Annotated in this window: 12 protein-coding genes and 4 pseudogenes; 13 read left to right on the forward strand and 3 right to left on the reverse strand. The window is 61.1% G+C overall.

Annotated features, from left to right (window positions below; translation table 11 throughout):
- The first annotated feature begins 33 nt into the window (after positions 1-33).
- The 7 genes and pseudogenes from H1204_RS47590 (at position 34) to H1204_RS47620 (ending at position 8343) form a co-directional block, all read left to right on the forward strand.
- Complete coding sequence (locus H1204_RS47590; RefSeq protein ID WP_180736767.1) at positions 34-990, forward strand: ABC transporter permease; 957 nt, start codon at positions 34-36, stop codon at positions 988-990.
- A complete protein-coding gene (locus H1204_RS47595) occupies positions 987-1943 on the forward strand; it encodes an ABC transporter permease (protein WP_180736768.1) in 957 nt (318 codons plus the stop codon). The genes H1204_RS47590 and H1204_RS47595 overlap by 4 nt, the downstream gene beginning before the upstream one ends.
- Entirely contained in the window at positions 1940-3769 is a 1830-nt protein-coding gene (locus H1204_RS47600; protein WP_180736769.1) for an ABC transporter ATP-binding protein, read from the forward strand. Before H1204_RS47595 ends, H1204_RS47600 begins: the two co-directional genes overlap by 4 nt.
- Entirely contained in the window at positions 3766-4086 is a 321-nt protein-coding gene (locus tag H1204_RS47605) for a (2Fe-2S)-binding protein (protein WP_180736770.1), read from the forward strand. The genes H1204_RS47600 and H1204_RS47605 overlap by 4 nt, the downstream gene beginning before the upstream one ends.
- A complete protein-coding gene (locus H1204_RS47610; RefSeq protein ID WP_180736771.1) occupies positions 4065-5468 on the forward strand; it encodes an FAD-dependent oxidoreductase in 1404 nt (467 codons plus the stop codon). Before H1204_RS47605 ends, H1204_RS47610 begins: the two co-directional genes overlap by 22 nt.
- Complete coding sequence (locus tag H1204_RS47615; RefSeq protein WP_180736772.1) at positions 5465-6631, forward strand: FAD-binding oxidoreductase; 1167 nt, start codon at positions 5465-5467, stop codon at positions 6629-6631. Before H1204_RS47610 ends, H1204_RS47615 begins: the two co-directional genes overlap by 4 nt.
- 265 nt (positions 6632-6896) lie before the next feature.
- A pseudogene (locus H1204_RS47620) lies at positions 6897-8343 on the forward strand (aspartate ammonia-lyase).
- A gap of 123 nt (positions 8344-8466) precedes the next feature.
- On the opposite strand, the pseudogene H1204_RS47625 reads toward H1204_RS47620, so the two are convergent.
- Both H1204_RS47625 and H1204_RS47630 read right to left on the reverse strand, forming a co-directional pair.
- Positions 8467-9164: pseudogene (locus tag H1204_RS47625) on the reverse strand (IS6 family transposase).
- Between the two features lie 86 nt (positions 9165-9250).
- Positions 9251-10012 (reverse strand): hypothetical protein, encoded by a 762-nt coding sequence (locus H1204_RS47630; RefSeq protein ID WP_180736773.1) that lies wholly within the window; start codon positions 10010-10012, stop codon positions 9251-9253.
- Between the two features lie 683 nt (positions 10013-10695).
- Here H1204_RS47630 and H1204_RS47635 point away from each other — a divergent pair.
- Positions 10696-11405: pseudogene (locus H1204_RS47635) on the forward strand (SDR family oxidoreductase).
- A gap of 140 nt (positions 11406-11545) precedes the next feature.
- Complete coding sequence (locus H1204_RS47640) at positions 11546-11734, forward strand: hypothetical protein (protein WP_180736774.1); 189 nt, start codon at positions 11546-11548, stop codon at positions 11732-11734.
- A gap of 222 nt (positions 11735-11956) precedes the next feature.
- Here H1204_RS47640 and H1204_RS47645 read toward each other — a convergent pair whose 3' ends face one another.
- Entirely contained in the window at positions 11957-12682 is a 726-nt protein-coding gene (locus H1204_RS47645; protein ID WP_180736775.1) for a FadR/GntR family transcriptional regulator, read from the reverse strand.
- 251 nt (positions 12683-12933) lie between these two features.
- Here H1204_RS47645 and H1204_RS47650 point away from each other — a divergent pair, with 251 nt between their 5' ends.
- The 4 genes and pseudogenes from H1204_RS47650 (at position 12934) to H1204_RS47665 (ending at position 17587) form a co-directional block, all read left to right on the forward strand.
- Positions 12934-14478 (forward strand): sugar ABC transporter ATP-binding protein, encoded by a 1545-nt coding sequence (locus H1204_RS47650; RefSeq protein ID WP_243469224.1) that lies wholly within the window; start codon positions 12934-12936, stop codon positions 14476-14478.
- Entirely contained in the window at positions 14471-15505 is a 1035-nt protein-coding gene (locus H1204_RS47655; RefSeq protein ID WP_180736777.1) for an ABC transporter permease, read from the forward strand. The genes H1204_RS47650 and H1204_RS47655 overlap by 8 nt, the downstream gene beginning before the upstream one ends.
- 48 nt (positions 15506-15553) lie before the next feature.
- The gene (locus tag H1204_RS47660) at positions 15554-16489 is read left to right on the forward strand and encodes an ABC transporter substrate-binding protein (protein WP_180736778.1); all 936 of its coding nucleotides are present in this window, start codon (positions 15554-15556) and stop codon (positions 16487-16489) included.
- Between the two features lie 82 nt (positions 16490-16571).
- Positions 16572-17587 (forward strand): annotated as a pseudogene (locus tag H1204_RS47665) (aldo/keto reductase).
- The last annotated feature ends 193 nt before the right edge of the window (positions 17588-17780 follow it).

Raw genomic sequence — 17780 nt, forward strand, 5'->3', positions numbered from 1 at the left:
GGCGTACATTTCTATTCAGGAGGCGTTTTTCGCATGAAAGCAAACGCGCAACGACTCATCGCCGCTCGCCTCGGTTTCGCGCTGGTCACGCTGCTGCTGGTGTCCGCTATCGTGTTCGCGATCACGGGTCTGCTGCCCGGCGACGCGGCGCAGGAGGCACTCGGCCAGGCGGCGACGCCAGAACAGGTGGCAGCCTTGCGCCACCAGTTCGGTCTCGACCAGCCCGCGCTACAGCGCTATTTCCAGTGGCTCGTTCATGTCGCAAGCGGCAGCTTCGGCACTTCGCTGTCGAACAACATGCCCGTGAGCGAGCTGATCGCCACACGCCTGCCGAACACGCTCATGCTCGCAGGTCTGACGGCGGCCGTATCGGTGCCCGTCGCACTGGCGATCGGCATCCTTTCCGCGATGTATCGCGGTTCGCTACTCGACCGCGTGCTCAACGTGCTCACGTTGTCGACGGTCGCGGTACCCGAGTTCCTCATCGCGACCATCGCCGTGCTGATTTTTGCGGTGAAGTTGCGCTGGCTGCCCGCGCTGTCGTATCTGTCGGAGGTGACCTCGTTCGGCGCGCTGGTGCGTATCTATGCTATGCCAGTGATGACGCTGTGTTGCGTGATCGTCGCGCAGATGGCGCGCATGACCCGCGCGGCGGTGCTCGATCAACTGAATACGTCATACGTCGAAATGGCCGTGCTCAAGGGCGCGTCGCCGGTACGCATTGTGTTGCGCCATGTGCTGCCCAACACGGTCGGCCCGATTGCCAATGCGGTTGCCCTGAGTTTGTCCTACCTGTTCGGCGGCGTCGTGATCGTCGAATCGATCTTCAATTATCCGGGGCTCGCGAGCCTGATGGTCGATGCCGTGACGAATCGCGATATGCCGCTGGTGCAAGGATGCGTAATGGTGTTTTGCGCAGCGTATCTCGCGCTCGTTCTCATTGCCGACCTATTTCAGATCATCTCCAATCCGAGGCTGCGTCAACGATGAACCGAACCGACACATCCCATGCGAGGACCGTTCTGTATGCGGTACCCGATGAGGAAACCCCTCCTGGTGCCGAAGCGTTTCAGGACGCGTGCGCCGCTGTGCCCGCCGCAAGGCGTGGTCCGGTGCGCCGTTTCGCGAGCCGCTTCTCGCTGCTTGGCCTGATTGGCCTCTTCATCGTCGTTTTCTGGCTCGGCGTCGCATTTATCGGGCCGCTGGTTGCGCCGTACCAGGGAGGGGCGGTGACGTCGACGGAGGTATTCGGGGCGTACAGTGCGGCACATCTGTTCGGCACCGATTATCTTGGCCGCGACATGCTTAGCCGCGTCCTGTATGGCACGCAATATACCGTGGGACTGGCCCTCGCATCGACGGTGCTCGCCAGCTGCATCGGCACATGCTTCGGGCTGGTTGCAGCCGTGTCCGGGCGCTGGGTCGACGAAATCTTGAGCCGGCTGTTTGACGCGCTGATCTCCATTCCGAGCAAGATACTGGCGCTCGTCGTGATCGCCGCATTCGGCTCGTCGGTGCCGATGCTGATCATGGTCGCCGCGCTCGCCTATATTCCCGGCGCGTTTCGCATTTCGCGCTCGCTTGCGGTCAACCTGATGACACTCGAATACGTGCAGGTCGCGAAGGCGCGCGGCGAAGGATTGTTGTATATCGCCCGCGTCGAGGTGCTGCCTAACATGATTCACCCGATGCTCGCGGATTTCGGCCTGCGCTTTGTCTTCATCGTGCTGCTGCTGAGCGGCCTGAGTTTTCTCGGCCTCGGCGTGCAGCCGCCGAATGCCGATTGGGGCTCGCTCGTGCGCGAGAACATCGGCGGACTCGCGGAAGGCGCACCTGCCGTGCTGATGCCCGCCGTTGCGATTGCGACGCTGACGGTCGGCGTGAATCTGCTGATCGACAGCCTGCGCCGCCACGGTGCGCGCGCTCACGGAGGCGGGAAATGAACATGATCGAAGTCAAAGGGCTGCGCGTGGTCGCGGGAACGGCGCCCGACCCTGTCGTCGAGATCGTGAAGGGCGTCGACTTCACCGTGAAGAAAGGCGAAGTGCTCGCGCTGATCGGCGAGTCCGGTTCGGGCAAGACGACGATTGCGCTCTCGCTGCTCGGGCACGCGCGCGGCGGCTGTTTGATTGCAGGCGGCTCGGTGAAGATCGGCGGCGTCGATGTGCTGTTGCTCGACGAAAAAGGCCGGCGGGCGTTGCGCTCGCGCACGGTCGCGTATGTCGCGCAGAGTGCGTCGGCGGGCTTCAATCCGGCGCGCACGATCATGGATCAGGTGACGGAGCCCGCGCTGCTGCACAAGCTGATGACGCCTGCTGCCGCACGCGAGAAAGCCGTTGGACTTTTTCGCTCCCTTGCTTTGCCGTCGCCCGAGACGATCGGTTCGCGCTATCCGCATCAGGTGTCGGGCGGCCAGTTGCAGCGGCTGATGGCGGCGATGGCGCTGATCACCGATCCCGCCGTCGTCGTGTTCGACGAACCGACGACTGCGCTTGACGTCACCACGCAGATCGAAGTACTAGCCGCGTTCAAGAAAGTGATCCGCGAACTGGGCACGACAGCTGTCTATGTGTCCCATGATCTGGCCGTCGTCGCGCAGATGGCGGATCGCATCGTCGTGCTCAATAGCGGCAAGGTACGCGAAAACGGCACGACGGTGCAGGTACTCGATGCGCCCGCCGACGACTATACGCGGCAGTTGCTCGAGGCGACGCGCCGTCCGGAACCAGAGCTCGCGGTACCGGCCACAGATGCGTCGCCACCGCTGCTCGAGATCCGCAATCTGAACGCGGGGTATGGGCGTATTGATGCCAACGGCGTCCCGGCTGTATGCGTGCTCGATAACGTGAGCTTGCGTATTGCTCGCGGTAGTGCGCTCGGCGTGATTGGCGAATCGGGTTCGGGCAAGACAACACTGGCGCGCGTGGTGGCGGGTCTCGTCGATCGTGCCCGCGGTGAAGTGCTGCTCGACGGCAAGGTGCTCCCGGCGAAGCTGTCAGAGCGCACACCCGACCAGTACCGGCGGGTGCAGATCGTCTTTCAGAACGCGGACACAGCGCTCAATCCGAGCCGCACGATCGCCGATATTCTCGCGCGGCCGATGAACTTCTATCACGGCCTGCGCGGCGCGGCGGCGCAAAAGCGGATGCTCGAACTGCTCGATCTGGTGAAACTGCCGGCATCTATTGCGAAGCGTCAGCCCGGCGGTCTGTCGGGCGGCCAGAAGCAGCGCGTAAATCTGGCACGTGCGCTTGCGGCCGACCCAGCGCTGATTCTCTGCGACGAAGTGACCTCCGCACTGGATACCGTGGTCGGTGCGGCAATCCTGGATCTGCTCGTGGAACTGCGGCGCGAACTGGGGGTGTCGTATATGTTCATCAGCCACGACATTTCGACGGTTCGCGCAATCTGCGACGACGTAATGGTGCTCTATGCAGGTCAATGCGTGGAAGCGGGCCAGCGCGATGTGCTGGCTGCGCCACCCCACCATCCGTACACGGGGCTGCTGGTCGATTCCGTGCCCGCGCTGCGCCCGGGCTGGCTCGACTCGCGGCGCGCGCTCACGGGCGGGCCCTTGCCGTCGATGGGGCCCGCCAGCGCGTCGGCTGAGCTCTGCAGTTTTCGCGCGCGTTGTCCAGTGCGCATCGACGGCAAGTGCAACGTTACGCCCCCGTCTGCCAGGAAGCTTCCTTCCGGCGCTGTGATCCTTTGCCATCGCTCTGCTGCGGAACTCGAGCTCGCGCAGAAAACCGATCCGGTGACCGCATGACCGCGCGTTTCGTGAGAGTCGCGGAGACAGCGCGGAAGACCTTTGAAATGACCGTCGACGGGGATACCGTCCAGGCGGCCGAAGGCGACATGCTGCTGGTTGCGCTATTGACCGCACAGGACACGTTGCGTGATTCGGAGTTCGGCGATGGCCGCCGGGCGGGCTTCTGCCTGATGGGCGCGTGCCAGGACTGCTGGGTCTGGACCGCGCAGGGCGAGCGCTTGCGGGCGTGTACGACGCGTGCGATGCCGGGCATGTCAATCATCACGCGGGTCGCGCTGGTCGGGGAGGGCGTATGGCCACGACTGCAGAAATGACGCGCCTGATTGTCGTGGTGATTGGCGCCGGACCGGCGGGTGTGCGTGCCGCTCAGGCGTTGGTCGATGCTGGGCTGCGTCCCATAGTGATCGATGAAGGGCGACGCGACGGTGGCCAGATCTATCGGCGCCAGCCCGAAGGCTTCTCGCGCTCGTACGAAATCCTGTACGGAACCGAGGCCACGCGGGCGGCGTCGTTGCATCGCGACTTTGATGCGCTGCGCGCGCAGATCGACTATCTGCCTGATACGCTCGTGTGGAATATCGGGCCAAAGGCGGTGCACGTCGTAAGCGGCACGCGTTATCGGCAGATCGCGTTCGATTCGCTGATCATCTGCAGCGGAGCGACCGATCGCGTGATGCCAGTTCCCGGCTGGCATTTCGCGGGCACCTACTCTCTGGGTGGCGCACAGGTCGCGCTGAAGTCTCAGGGCTGCGCTATCGGGGCGCGAGTTGTCATGATGGGCACAGGGCCGCTGCTGTATCTGGTGGCCGCGCAGTACGTCAAGGCGGGTGCAACGGTGAGCGCCGTGCTCGATACATCTGCATTCGCGCAACGATTGCGCGCGTTGCCACAGTTGCTCGCGATGCCTTCGACATTGAGTAAGGGCATCGCGCTGATGCGTGCCTTGCGCCGCGCCCGCGTGCCGGTTCATCGCGGCGTGACACCTCTCGCAATCAGTGGTTCGCCAGAACATGGTGTCACGGGCGTTCGCGTCGAGCTTGCCAACGGCGAGACGTTCGACGTCGAATGCGATGCCGTCGCGCTCGGCTATCACCTGCGCCCGGAAACGCAGCTTGCCGATCTCGCGGGCTGCAGCTTCCGTTTCGATGCTGGAACCCGGACATGGCTTCCGGAGATCGACGAGGACGGCCGCAGCAGCGTCACGGGAATCTACCTGGCGGGCGATGGGGTGCGCATACGCGGCGCTGAGGCGGCCGAACGCGCGGGTCGGCTCGCCGCACTGGCCGCACTGCATGACGCGGGTATCGAACGGCAGGGCGCCTCCAGGCTGCGCGCCGAACTCGCGCGCTTTACGCGCTTCGCGGCGGGCTTGCGCACGGCGTTTCCGTGGCCCGCGCGTTTCGCGGCAGCGCTGCCCGACGACACCATCGTGTGCCGCTGTGAGGCAATCACGGCAGGCGAATTACGGCATGTCGTTCGTGCGATGGGCGCGACGGAAGCGAACCGGGCGAAGGCGTTTTCCCGCGTCGGCATGGGCCGCTGTCAGGGTCGCTACTGCTCGCACGCAGGCGCCGAAGTCATCGCGGCTGAAGCGCGCGTGCCATTGGAAGCAGTCGGGAGATTGCGCGGTCAGGCGCCCGTCAAGCCGCTGCCTATGGCGCTTGAAGCGGAGCCCAAAATGGAGAACGCGCGATGAACCGATATGCCGACGTGATTGTTATTGGTGGCGGCATCATGGGTACGTCGACGGCTTTCTTCCTTCGCAGGCGCATGCGATCGGTAATCCTGATCGAGCGCGGCCTCATAGGACAGCAGGCGAGCGGCACGAACTTTGGCGGTGTGCGCCGGCAGGGTCGCTCTTTGCCGCAGCTTGCAATAGCCAATCGCGCGCTGGATATCTGGTACCGCATCCGGGAACTGCTGGCCGAGGACGTTGAATTTCTGCCTTCTGGGCATACGCGGGTTTGCTACCACGCCCACGATGCTGAATATTTCCATCGCTATGCAAATGAGGCGCGTGCGTTTGGCTTGCAGCTCGACGTGCTGGAGGGTGAGGCAATGTTCAGGCGCTTCCCGTTTCTGGGGCGAGAAGTTCTGGCCGCTTCCATATCACCGCTCGACGGGCATGCCAATCCGCGGCTCGCATCACCAGCCTTCGCGCGCGGTGCCATGCGGCTCGGCGCACAGATCGTCGAAAATACCGAGATCGTGAGCATAGAGAAGGACGGCGCTGAGTTTAAGGTGCAGACCGGGGCAGGTGAGACCTATCGCGCAGCGAGGGTGGTTGTCTGTGCAGGCGCGTGGGCGAACGCACTCACCCAACAGTTCGGCGAGCCAGTGCCGCTGACGGCGCGTGGTCCCCAGATGGCCGTCACAGAGCCGGTACCGTATGTATTTCACTCATCGATGGGCGTCTACACGTCGATCAAGGAAGAGAGCGTCTATTTCCGGCAAATCCCGCGAGGCAACATTGTGCTTGGCGGCGGCCCGCCGGGTCCCGCAGATGCCATCACGCGAAGAGCGTCGGTACTTCCGGAAAACACGGTACAACAGATGACGCAGTTCCGTCGTCTCGTTCCCGCGCTAGCCCACCTGAACGTCATCCGCGTTTGGAGTGGCGTCGAGAGTTATCTTCCGGACGGGGAACCGGTGATCGGTCCGAGTTCGAAAGTGGACGGGCTTTTCTATGCATTCGGCTTCAGTGGTTCAGGGTTTCAGATCGGACCGGGAGTGGGGGAAACGCTCGCGGAGCTGATCGATATCGGGCGCACGGCAATCCCGCTCGAGACATACTCGATCGATCGATTTGCCGCGATGCCTGCCACTGACGCACCCTCGGCCATCCAATGCGACGCCTGACCGGCCAGACGCTCCGCGGGCCTTCGCCGACCATCAATGAGAAACCAGGAGCCGTCGAATCGCAGCGCGACGGCTACGCCTTGCCCGATGGCGCTGGCGAGAAACCAATTCCCTTCCACGTCGCTACGCGCGAAGCGTAAAAAACCTGTCGAACACATCGTGGCAGGAGTCCGGCGTGGCATTCAATCCTTGACGCGTCGTCGTACCGCGCGCTCGGCGGATTCTCAAATCGGGAACCGCATCAACGTAAAACCTGGAGCAAGTTATGAGTACATCGGGCACGCGTGCCGAACAAGACCTGTTGGGAGAACGGGACGCCCCGGAGGACGTGTATTACGGCATTCACACACTGCGCGCCAAGGAGAATTTCCAGATATCGGGTACGACGTTAGCATCGTACCCGGAAGTCGTGATGGCGCTGGCTGCCGTCAAGCAGGCGGCGGCGGAAGCAAACGCGGAGCTTGGCCTGCTTTCCCCGGTGCTTCGGGACGCTATAGTCGCTGCATGTGTAGAAATCAGGGAAGGCAGCCTTCATGACCAGTTTGTAGTCGACGTCATTCGGGGTGGCGCCGGTACGTCCACCAATATGAACGCGAACGAAGTCATCTGTAATCGTGCACTGGAACTGCTGGGCCGTCGTCGCGGCGAATATGCTTACCTGCATCCAAACGAACACGTCAATCTTGCGCAAAGCACGAATGACGTTTATCCGACGGCGCTGCGTATTGCGACGTTCTTTGCTATCGAGCATCTGCTGGAAGCGATGGAAAAGCTGCATGCCGCTTTCGACGAGAAAGCTGGTGAGTTCAGTGGCTTGTTAAAGCTCGGTCGTACGCAACTGCAGGACGCTTCCCATGACTCTTGGGCAAGAGTTCTCGACCTATGCCGTCATGCTCAAAGAAGACATGTCGCGGCTCACAGAGGCGGCCGTGCTGATAAGGGAGATTAACCTTGGCGCGACGGCGATTGGCACCGGCATTACTGCCCATCCCGAATATGCACAAACGGCACTCAAATCATTGAACCGTATCACGGGAATAGAACTCGTAACGGCGCCTAATCTGGTCGAAGCGACCCAGGACTGCGGCGCGTTTGTCCATGTCTCCAGTGTGCTAAAGCGCATTGCGGTCAAGCTGTCGAAAATCTGCAATGATCTGCGCTTGCTATCGAGCGGTCCGCGTGCCGGCTTTGGAGAAATCAATCTTCCGCCAATGCAGGCCGGTTCCTCGCTTATGCCGGGCAAGGTCAATCCTGTCATCCCCGAGGTGGTCAACCAGATCACGTTTGCTGCCCAGGGCGGGCAACTTCAACTGAATGCATTCGAGCCTGTCATCGCGAGCGCCCTGTTTCGGAGCTTCAAACATCTCACGAGCGGTTACTTGACACTCGGCGAGAAATGCGTGAACGGCATCACAGCAAATCATGACCGGCTGGGTCAAAACATCGAGCAGTCAATTGCGCTGGCCACCGCACTCAACCCTTATATCGGCTACAAGGCCTCAACGTCAGTTGCCGCTGAAGCCCACGCGAAGGGAAGGACCATCCGGCAAGTCGTGCTACGCCGTCAACTCCTCACGGAAGCACAACTGGAGGAAGCGCTACGCCATGAGGCGCTGATCAGCCCGCGGGCTTGTGCTGCCTCACCGGACTGCATCAAAACGCCGCATGTCGGTCCGCGCGATGCAGCGCCGGTGGACTGCGAGTCGACATGAACTGGCAACACTAACGGTCTTTCACGGAATGAAAGGCGGCCGGACATTGCTGCCATGCGCTTTTTATGGATTTGTCGCGATAAGGAAGGCGGGTCAAACAAACGTCGATATGATGAGGAATCCTTATGCGACCAACGAGTAGAACTGCTGGGCAGGAGTTTGCGCGATGCCTCCGCTATCTGGCCCTTGACGATCATATGCATGATCTCGATGCCACCCAGAAATATGCGTGCGCAACGAAAGTTCTTGAAGCCGAGCATCGGCCGGGTGCGACGCTTGATGGCACGGTGGTCCTGCTCGATGACATTGTTCAGGTACTTCTTCTGGCGGATCCCGATCGGTGTCTCACGGTCAGCGTTGAGCGCCTGTAGCGCCGCCAGATTTGATCCGCTTTTATCAATGGTTACGGTCTCCGGCTCACCGTTCTGGTCGATCGCCTTTTCGAAGTAACGGCGGCCCGCAACCTTGTCACGATGGGCTCGCAGCAGGAAATCGATCGTGTTGCCAGCCTTGTCCACGGCTCGATACAGATACTTCCATTCGCCCCTGACCCGAATGTACGTCTCATCCATACGCCAGCTCCTGCCGACCGTGGGCTTGCAGCGCCGGAACGTACTCTCCAGCGCCGGCAACAGTTTGAGCGCCCAGCGATGCACGGTCGAATGGTCAACCGAAATTCCTCGTTCGGCCATCATCTGCTCGAGGTGGCGCAGACTGAGCGGATACGCAATGTACCAGCGCACACAGAGAAGGATTACGTCAAGCGGATAGTGCAGGCGCTTGAGCACCTTCGCCACAGCCGGATTCAGGTTCTGCTTCATCGATCAAATCGTTCGTCTCGTTGCCTGCAGCATAACAGGCCACCTTAGTGCGACAGAACCCGCCGGTTGAGTCGAGGATTCCATGGCTACTGGCCAAGCATGATGAGCGCCTCGCGCAACGGCGCAAGCGAGACAGCGATAATCCCGCCGAGCGGCGTGTTCATTTCCAGGATCAGAAATATTGCGATGGAAGTGGATACCGCGCCCAGAAAAAACGTCGTGGTGACAGTCGTGTTGGGGGACGTGAACAGGCCAAACGAGCCGAAGATGATGCACAGCCACAACACTAGCGTTATCAGTAGCGACATGGGGGTCGAGCCTGCTGCTTGCAGCAGCGCAAGCTCTCGCATCGCCAGCCCTTCGCCGGCGATCTGGATGGCGACCGCCTGTAGCCGACGTTGCGCTTCGCTGTGCGGCGAGAGTTCCGCCAGCCTGCGTTGAATGTTTTCCCCCCGTCTAAGCTCCTCGGGACTACGCATGCTTGCCAACTGATCCGGGTCGCCAGAAGTGGCCTTCTGGATTCCCCGGGCGACGAACTGCTTCAGCAAGGTACGGATCTCCTGCGCCTCCGGCCCATATTGGGCCAGAGTGCGATCGAGCAGAATGATATGGGTGGCGTCGCGTACGACCGCGGCGTTCGCGGTATCGAACGAACTTTTCGCCGACGAGATCAGCAGTCCAAGCACTATCGCGGCCATCGTGGCTATCAATCCGATCGTCAGTTTGATGACACCGACCGATTCATCGCTGAGATGGCGCTCTGGCAACAGGGAGTGCAGATACAATCCGAGCAGGGCGCTACCAAACACGCATGCAAACACAATGATGGCAATGCTTAGATGGTGCACCGTTCGATTCTCCGTTTCTGTATGTAAGCGTGGTTGCCGCTGCTTTCGCTCTGATGCCGATCTGGTGCGATTGCTGTGCCTGTTGTGAGTGCAGCCGCTTGCGGCCCGGAACACGTCCCAGCGCGACAACGGTTACGCTAGAGCGCATTCCAGGAAACCATCGCGGCCTCGGTGGGATGAGCTTCAATTTGTCGAGCGCCCCGGCGGCAATCAGGGATCATATCTCACTCAACCTCGTCCTCGGCGGACGCCCCAACGATTATGGAAATACGCCCATACTGGCCCGCGGCCAGGGTCCGGACGGCCGGTAGTTGGGCGCAACAGCCGTTTGAATGGCTGGCAGAGCGCGAAAACGAACGGCCGGGACCGGGGATCGCTTGGTTAAGGTTGTTGCCCAGCGGGCGATCATGCGGATCGATCCGGACTGGTGCGTCGGACTTTTGCGCAAACCTACAAAATGTCTTCCGAATGCTCGCACCTTTAAAAAAATATCTGTCTACGGGCCGCGCCACTGGACTTACTCGGAGCCAACGCGTACCACATGTATAGGCTGTCCCATCGTTGAACAGGAACATCTATCGGCGACGAAAACCGCGCATGGCCGCGCCGACGCTTACTGATCCGTTCGGAGGTCTTTGAGCCCGGACTGCACCGCGTCGACCTGCAACTGGAGGAGGTGTAGCATGAGCAACCAACAGAAGGTCATTGTTATCACCGGCGCTTCGCAAGGCATGGGAGCGGAGACGGTCAAAGCATTTCGCAGCCGGGGGCACCGCGTTGTCGCAACGGCCCGCTCCATCAAACCGACCGACGATGCCGACCTGTTGGCCGTGGCAGGTGATATCGGCGATCCCGCCACCGCGCGCCGTGTGATCGATGAAGCGATCGAACGCTTTGGGCGCGTCGACACGCTAGTGAACAATGCCGGCATTTTCGTCGCGAAGCCTTTCTCCGAATACACGGCCGAAGATTTCACGTCGTTGATCAACGTGAACCTGGCGGGCTTTTTCTATGTCACGCAACTCGCGCTGGCTCAAATGGAGAAGCAATCGAGCGGGCACATCGTCAACGTCACGGCGAGCCTCGTCGACCACGCGATGGAAGCCTTGCCGGCGGCTATGGCGTCGCTGACGAAGGGGGGACTCGCGGCGGCCACGCGCGCGCTTGCGATCGAATATGCGAAGCGCGGCATCCGCGTGAATGCGGTCTCACCGGGGATGATCAAAACGCCGATGTTCCCCCGGACTTGTACGCGAAATTCGGCGCGTTGCATCCGATGGGCCGCATGGGCGAAATGAGCGACATCGTCGAAGCGATCCTGTACCTGGATTCAGCGCCGTTCGTAACAGGCGAAATTCTGCATGTCGATGGCGGCCAGGTCGCCGGTCATTGAGTATTATTCAAGCTCTCGTCAGCGCTGCCGCCCGGCAGCGCTTGTTTGTCGTTGCGACTGCGACGGCTTGCCGCGCAACAGCAATTTGCCCGCTGTCACGTAGCGCCCTTGAATGCACCGCCGCATGCTGCAAGGCCCGCATGCAAATCGCGCATGCAGCGCTGCAGCAGCGAGCTATCGCAAACAACCGCGCCGCGACCCAACGCAACACACGCATCCGCCGCACGCATGCATTCGCCATCACGCCTCACTTTGTGTCGGCCAGCCCGCAGGGCGTCTCGGGCACGACGGTCGTGTTGCACATCCCGCCCTCGATTCCAGTGAGCTGAAGGGAGTTGCCGATGCCACCCCACAGCGTTAAGCCTCAGCAAAAGGGCGCCCGGTGGCGAACAGGGCGGTTGTCATGCCGCTGGTGCACAGCAGAGGAGAAACCGATGACGCGATTCTGACGAGTCATGGGCACCCATGTCGTCCATTCGGGTAGTTGTGCGGCTGACCGCTATCTGCGGGCGGATTCAACCGATCGAATCCCGCAGTGGCAGAGGCGATAGCTATTGCACGCTCGCCTGGCTTTTGGGATCTGCCTCCTGCTTCAATGCACCGCTGATCCACCTTTCTTCCGAAGCGCGGAGGTGCGCTCGCATCGCCGTTTGCGCGGCAATGGGGTCGCCCGCCTGCAAGGCCCTTAAGACCTCTTCGTGTTCCTGTACAGCTGCTGTCCAGGTCTGTGCACTTTCTGTGTGGCCACGCATGGCGGCCGCAATCGGATCATGGCGGCTGTCGAATAACTCTCCAACAAAGCGGCTCAGCACGGAGTTGCCAGCTGCTTCAGCAATCAGCATGTGGAATTGCCGGTCTGCCTCGACGGGCGACTTGCCCGCCGCCGCCAGCCGGCGCATGCGTTCGACCGTACGTCGCAACCGGTCGAGCATTGCCGCGGTCATCCGCGCCGTGGCAAGAACGGTGACGCTGCCCTCTATCGCCGCGCGGGCCTGCATTAGTTCGGACGGACTGTCGCCAAGGGCGCCGATCGACTCGACGTCGTTCGAGCCTCCGCTGCGCACATAAACGCCCGACCCCATCCGGATTTCGATCTGGCCGCCGATTTCCAATGCGATGAGCGCTTCGCGTAGCGACGGACGTGACACGCCTAGCTTCAGCGCCAGCTCCCGCTCAGGCGGCAGCCGTTCGCCTGGCGGAAATTCCCCTTTGCGAATCAACGCGATGATCTGGGTGGCAACGGATTGGTAAAGCCGCTTGGGTTCTGTCGATTTCATGACGCAGGTTGTTGCCCATATCTGAACGGCGCCGGTGCCGTTCGGCCGAGTCTAACACATGGGCTTCGACGGGCTCCAAGCCCCGCCACAGCAGGGATCTGTGCCGAGAATAGGGTAAACGATTGCGGTAAGATGAATATTAAAAATCCATATTGGCTTGACCAAATGATTGCCACGCGGTTTAATTCGACCAAATTGGACTGACCGCCGCGCAACGACAGGTCAGGTGCCTGACAGGAGACGCAATGAAGATGCATTCCGAATTGCCCCGCGATGCGGCCGAATGCCGGGATCACGCTGACGGAGCGATACTCAGGCTGGAGGGTATCGGCAAGCGTTTTCCGGGCGTTGTCGCTCTGGAAGGCATTCATCTCGATCTGCGCTGTGGCGAGGTCCACGCCATCTGCGGCGAAAACGGCGCCGGAAAATCCACGCTGATGAAAATCATCAGTGGCCAGTACCAGCCGGACGAAGGCGTCATTCACTATCGCGGCGAGCCGACCCGCTTCGCATCGACGTCCCATGCACAGGCCGCGGGTATCGCGATCATCCATCAGGAGCTCAACCTCGTACCGCACCTGACGGTCGCGGAAAATCTGTACCTCGCACGCGAACCCAAGCGCGGACCGTTTGTAGACTCGCGCAAGCTAAACGCCGATGCGGCCCGCTGCCTGGCACGTGTCGGCCTCAACGTGTCGCCGGCGACGCCGCTCGGCGCACTGTCAATCGCCCAGCAGCAGATGGTCGAGATCGCCAAGGCGCTGTCGCTCGATGCGCATGTGCTGATCATGGACGAGCCGACGTCGTCGCTGACGGAATCGGAAACGGTCCAGCTTTTTCGCATCATCAAGGAATTGCGGGCAGCAGGTAGGGCAATCCTCTATATCTCGCACCGCCTCGACGAAATGGCTCACATCGTCGATCGCGTGACCGTTCTGCGGGATGGCCGCCACATCTCGACCGACGACTTTTCGGCACTAAGCGTGAATGACATCGTCGCGCGCATGGTTGGGCGCTCTCTGGACGATGCGTATCCGCCGCGTCAGTCGAAGCCGTCCGACGTCGTACTGCTCAGCGTGCGCAACCTCAGGCGCGATGGAGTATTCGGCCCCGTCTCATTCGACCTGCGCCGGGGAGAGATCCTCGGCTTCGCGGGCCTCATGGGAGCAGGGCGCACAGAGATAGCACGCGCGATATTCGGCGCCGACAGGCTCGACGACGGGACCATCGCGCTGCACGGCCAGATGGTGACGATACGCTCGCCGCGCGAAGCGATCCGTCATGGCATTGCATACCTGTCGGAAGACCGCAAGCAGGACGGGCTCGCTCTCTCGATGTCCGTCGCTGCGAACATCACGCTGGCGAATGTGCGAGGCGTTTCATCGCGCAGCGGCTTTCTGCGGTTTGGCGAAGAGGCCGCGATCGCGCGGCGTTATGTGCAGGACCTGGCCATTCGCACACCATCCGTCGACCAGGTCGTGCGCAATCTCTCGGGCGGTAACCAGCAGAAGGTCGTCATCGGCAAGTGGCTCTACCGCGGATCCAAAATCCTCTTCTTCGACGAACCTACGCGCGGTATCGACGTGGGTGCGAAGTTTGCCATTTACGGCCTGATGGATCGCCTTGCGGCAGACGGCGTCGGTGTCGTACTGATCAGTTCGGAGTTGCCGGAACTGCTTGGAATGACGGATCGGATAGCCGTATTCCACGAGGGACATCAGACGGCGCTTCTCGAGACGAAGCGCACCAGTCAGGAGGAAATCATGCACTTTGCTTCGGGGTACGCACATGCTTGAAATCACATCCGATCGAACCGGGGAGGCCGTCGACCGCACCGCGGCACGCAGGCGTCGCCGCGATCTCATCCAGAAGTTTGCGGCACTTGGCAGTCTGGTAGCTCTCGTCATCGCGTTCTCGATAACGAGCGGGGCGTTTTTCTCGGTCGGCAACATGATGACGGTCAGCCTGCAGGTGACCTCCATCGCCTATCTTGGTGTCGCAGCAACCTGCGTGATTATCACGGGTGGCATCGATCTTTCTGTAGGTTCCGTGCTTGCCCTCGCGGGGGTCACGGCGGCGCTTCTGGTGAAGTCCGGCGTGCCCGTTCCCGTCGCGATGCTCGGCGGTGTTCTCGTTGGAGCGGTGTGCGGCCTGGTGAACGGAATCTGCGTGACACAGATGGGCTTGCCGCCGTTCATTGCGACGCTGGGCATGATGCTCGTCGCGCGAGGCCTTGCGCTGCAGATTACGGGCGCTCGTCCTGTCTCGGACCTGGGTGATGCGTTCGGCGCGCTCGGTAACGGCGCGCTGTTCCGCATCTCCCACATCGGTCCCGATGGCTTCCCGGACACCACATTTCCCGGCATTCCGTATCCCGTTGTGATCATGGTCGTGTTGTTCGTTGCGGGGTCGATCCTCCTTTCGAAAACGTCGCTCGGCCGTCACATCTATGCGGTTGGCTCGAATGCGGAAGCAGCGCGTCTGTCTGGCGTCAACGTCCGGGGCGTCACGCTCTTCACCTATGTGCTTTCGGGCGTCCTCGCGGGCGTCACAGGATGTGTCCTGATGTCGCGGCTCGTGACGGGACAGCCAAACGAAGGCGTCATGTACGAACTCGACGCCATCGCAAGCGCGGTAATCGGCGGGACGTCGCTGATGGGCGGTGTGGGAACGATATCCGGCACGGCCATCGGTGCATTCGTGATCGGCGTTCTTCGCAACGGTCTGAACATGAACGGAGTATCCAGCTTTATCCAGCAGATCATTATCGGATTGGTGATTCTCGGTACGGTGTGGATCGACCGGATGCGAAGCCGCAAGTAGCAACAAGAAGACTATCAACCACGCGAGAAAGGAGCGAGACATGCGCAAATGTTATCTACTGGCAGTATCGGCCGTACTGGTAACGGCCACGATGGGGCGTACGCCGCAGGTGGCGAGATTGCCGTGATTGTAAAGACCGTCAACTCCAACTATTGGCAGAACGTCCAGAAAGGCGCGAAAACCGCCGTTGGCGAAGCCAAGGGTTACACGATGACTTTCCAGGGACCGGCGGCAGAATCGGCCATCGCGGACGAAGTCAACATGGTTGAGAACGCTGTCAACCGCAAGGTAGCGGGAATTGTCCTCGCACCGTCTGACCCGGACGCGCTCGTCCCCGCAATCAAGAAAGCATGGGAAGCCCACATACCCGTCGTGCTGATCGACTCGTCGCTGTCAGATGCCGGCAAGCAGTATTACCAGTCGTTCCTCTCCACTGACAACGAGAAAGCCGGGGAAATGTGTGCAAAGGCGCTGATTGATCGGGTCGGGCAGAACGGAAAGATCGCGATCATGTCTTACGTGCCCGGTGCCGGGTCGGAGATCGGACGGGTGGGCGGATTTCGTAAATACATCGAAGCGCACTCGAAACTGCAGATCGTAGGCCCGTACTACTCGCAGTCGCAAATGGCCACTGCACTCAATCAGACAACCGACGTGCTTTCAGCGAATCCCGACCTGAAGGGCATTTTCGGCGCAAACGAGCCGACCGCCGTTGGCATGGGACGCGCGCTAAAACAGTCCGGGAAGGCCGACAAGCTGGTTGCCGTCGGGTTTGACGGGAACCAGGATTTGCAGGATTTCGTGCGCGGCGGCACCATTCAGGCCATAGCCGTTCAGGGATCCTATCAAATGGGATACAAGGGCATCCAGACGGTCGTGAACGTCATCGAGCATAAACCTGTCCCCAAGCAGGTCGACACGGGCGTCGTATTGGTCGACAAGCAGAACCTCGACTCACAGGATGCCAAAAACGTCTTGTACTGATGAGCCTGCGGACCTGCAGCGAGCGCGTGTCAGCTCGACGCGGTCCGTCCGCTACGGTAGATGCCATTCACGCCCCTGGTCTATGAACGCAAATGAAATGCGGGTCTTGCCACGCAGTGGGCTCAAGCTGAGTGCCCTCGGCCTCGGCTGTTCCCAGCTTGGTGGACTTTACAGTCCGATGTCGTCGATGGATGCGACGGCGCTGATCGATGCGGCGTGGACCGAAGGCCTGCGCTATTTCGACACGGCGCCGTACTACGGCTACACGCTTTCAGAGCGGCGCGTTGGAGATGCACTTGTGCGGCGGGATAGGGACGCGTTCACGTTGAGTTCAAAAGTCGGCCGGCTGATGCGGCCCGATGCAAGCGTGCTACCTGGCGACGACGGCTGGGCCGAACCGCTGTCTTTCCGGCCCACCTTCGACTACAGCTACGATGGCATCATGCGTTCCTACGAAGATAGCCAGCAGAGGCTGGGTATGCCGCGTATCGACATCGTCTACGTGCATGACATTGGCTCGATGACGCACGGCGAGCGTCACGCGAACTACTGGAACCAGCTGGTTGCGGGCGGCGGGTTTCGTGCCCTTGTGCAATTGCGCGAGAGTGACGGGGTCGGTGCGATAGGTCTCGGCGTGAATGAGTGGGAAGTCGCTTCAGACGCGATGGACGAGTTGCCTATTGACGTCATTTTGCTCGCAGGGCGTTACACGCTTCTCGAACAGACAGCGTTGGTACCGTTGCTTGACCGCTGCGCGCGGGAGCAGACGGCAATCGTCATCGGTGGTGTTTTCAATTCAGGCATCCTTGCCGGGAACGGAAAATTCAACTATGCGGACGCCCCACCGAAGTGATCGAGAAGGTCCGGCGGCTGACTGCGCTATGCGAGCGTTTCGGCGTCTCCTTGCCGGCGGCCGCATTGCAATTTCCATTCGCTCACCCGTCAGTCATGTCATGCGTGGTGGGCGCGCGCACTGTGTCTCAATTGAAGCAGAACATAGCGTGGCTCGAGCAGGGCGTGCCAGAGGGGTTTTGGATCGCACTGCGCAATGAAGGGTTGGTCGCCGCCACTGCGCCGCTTCCCAACCGGAAAATGTGATGCAACCCGTCGATGGTCATCAGCGCCTCTGGTGTTGGAGCGAGCGGGCAGGTTATTGGTCGCCTCCCAAGCTTGAGCCAATATGCCATGACGTCCGTCTCGATGGCGTGGCGTTCTTGCTCGCATCGACCTACATCGGGAGCAGGGGTGTCGCGCGGTCCCTTCCAGCGGCCAGGGACACCCAGTATTTGCT

Source organism: Paraburkholderia sp. PGU19, from assembly GCF_013426915.1.
Classification (GTDB): Bacteria; Pseudomonadota; Gammaproteobacteria; order Burkholderiales; family Burkholderiaceae; genus Paraburkholderia.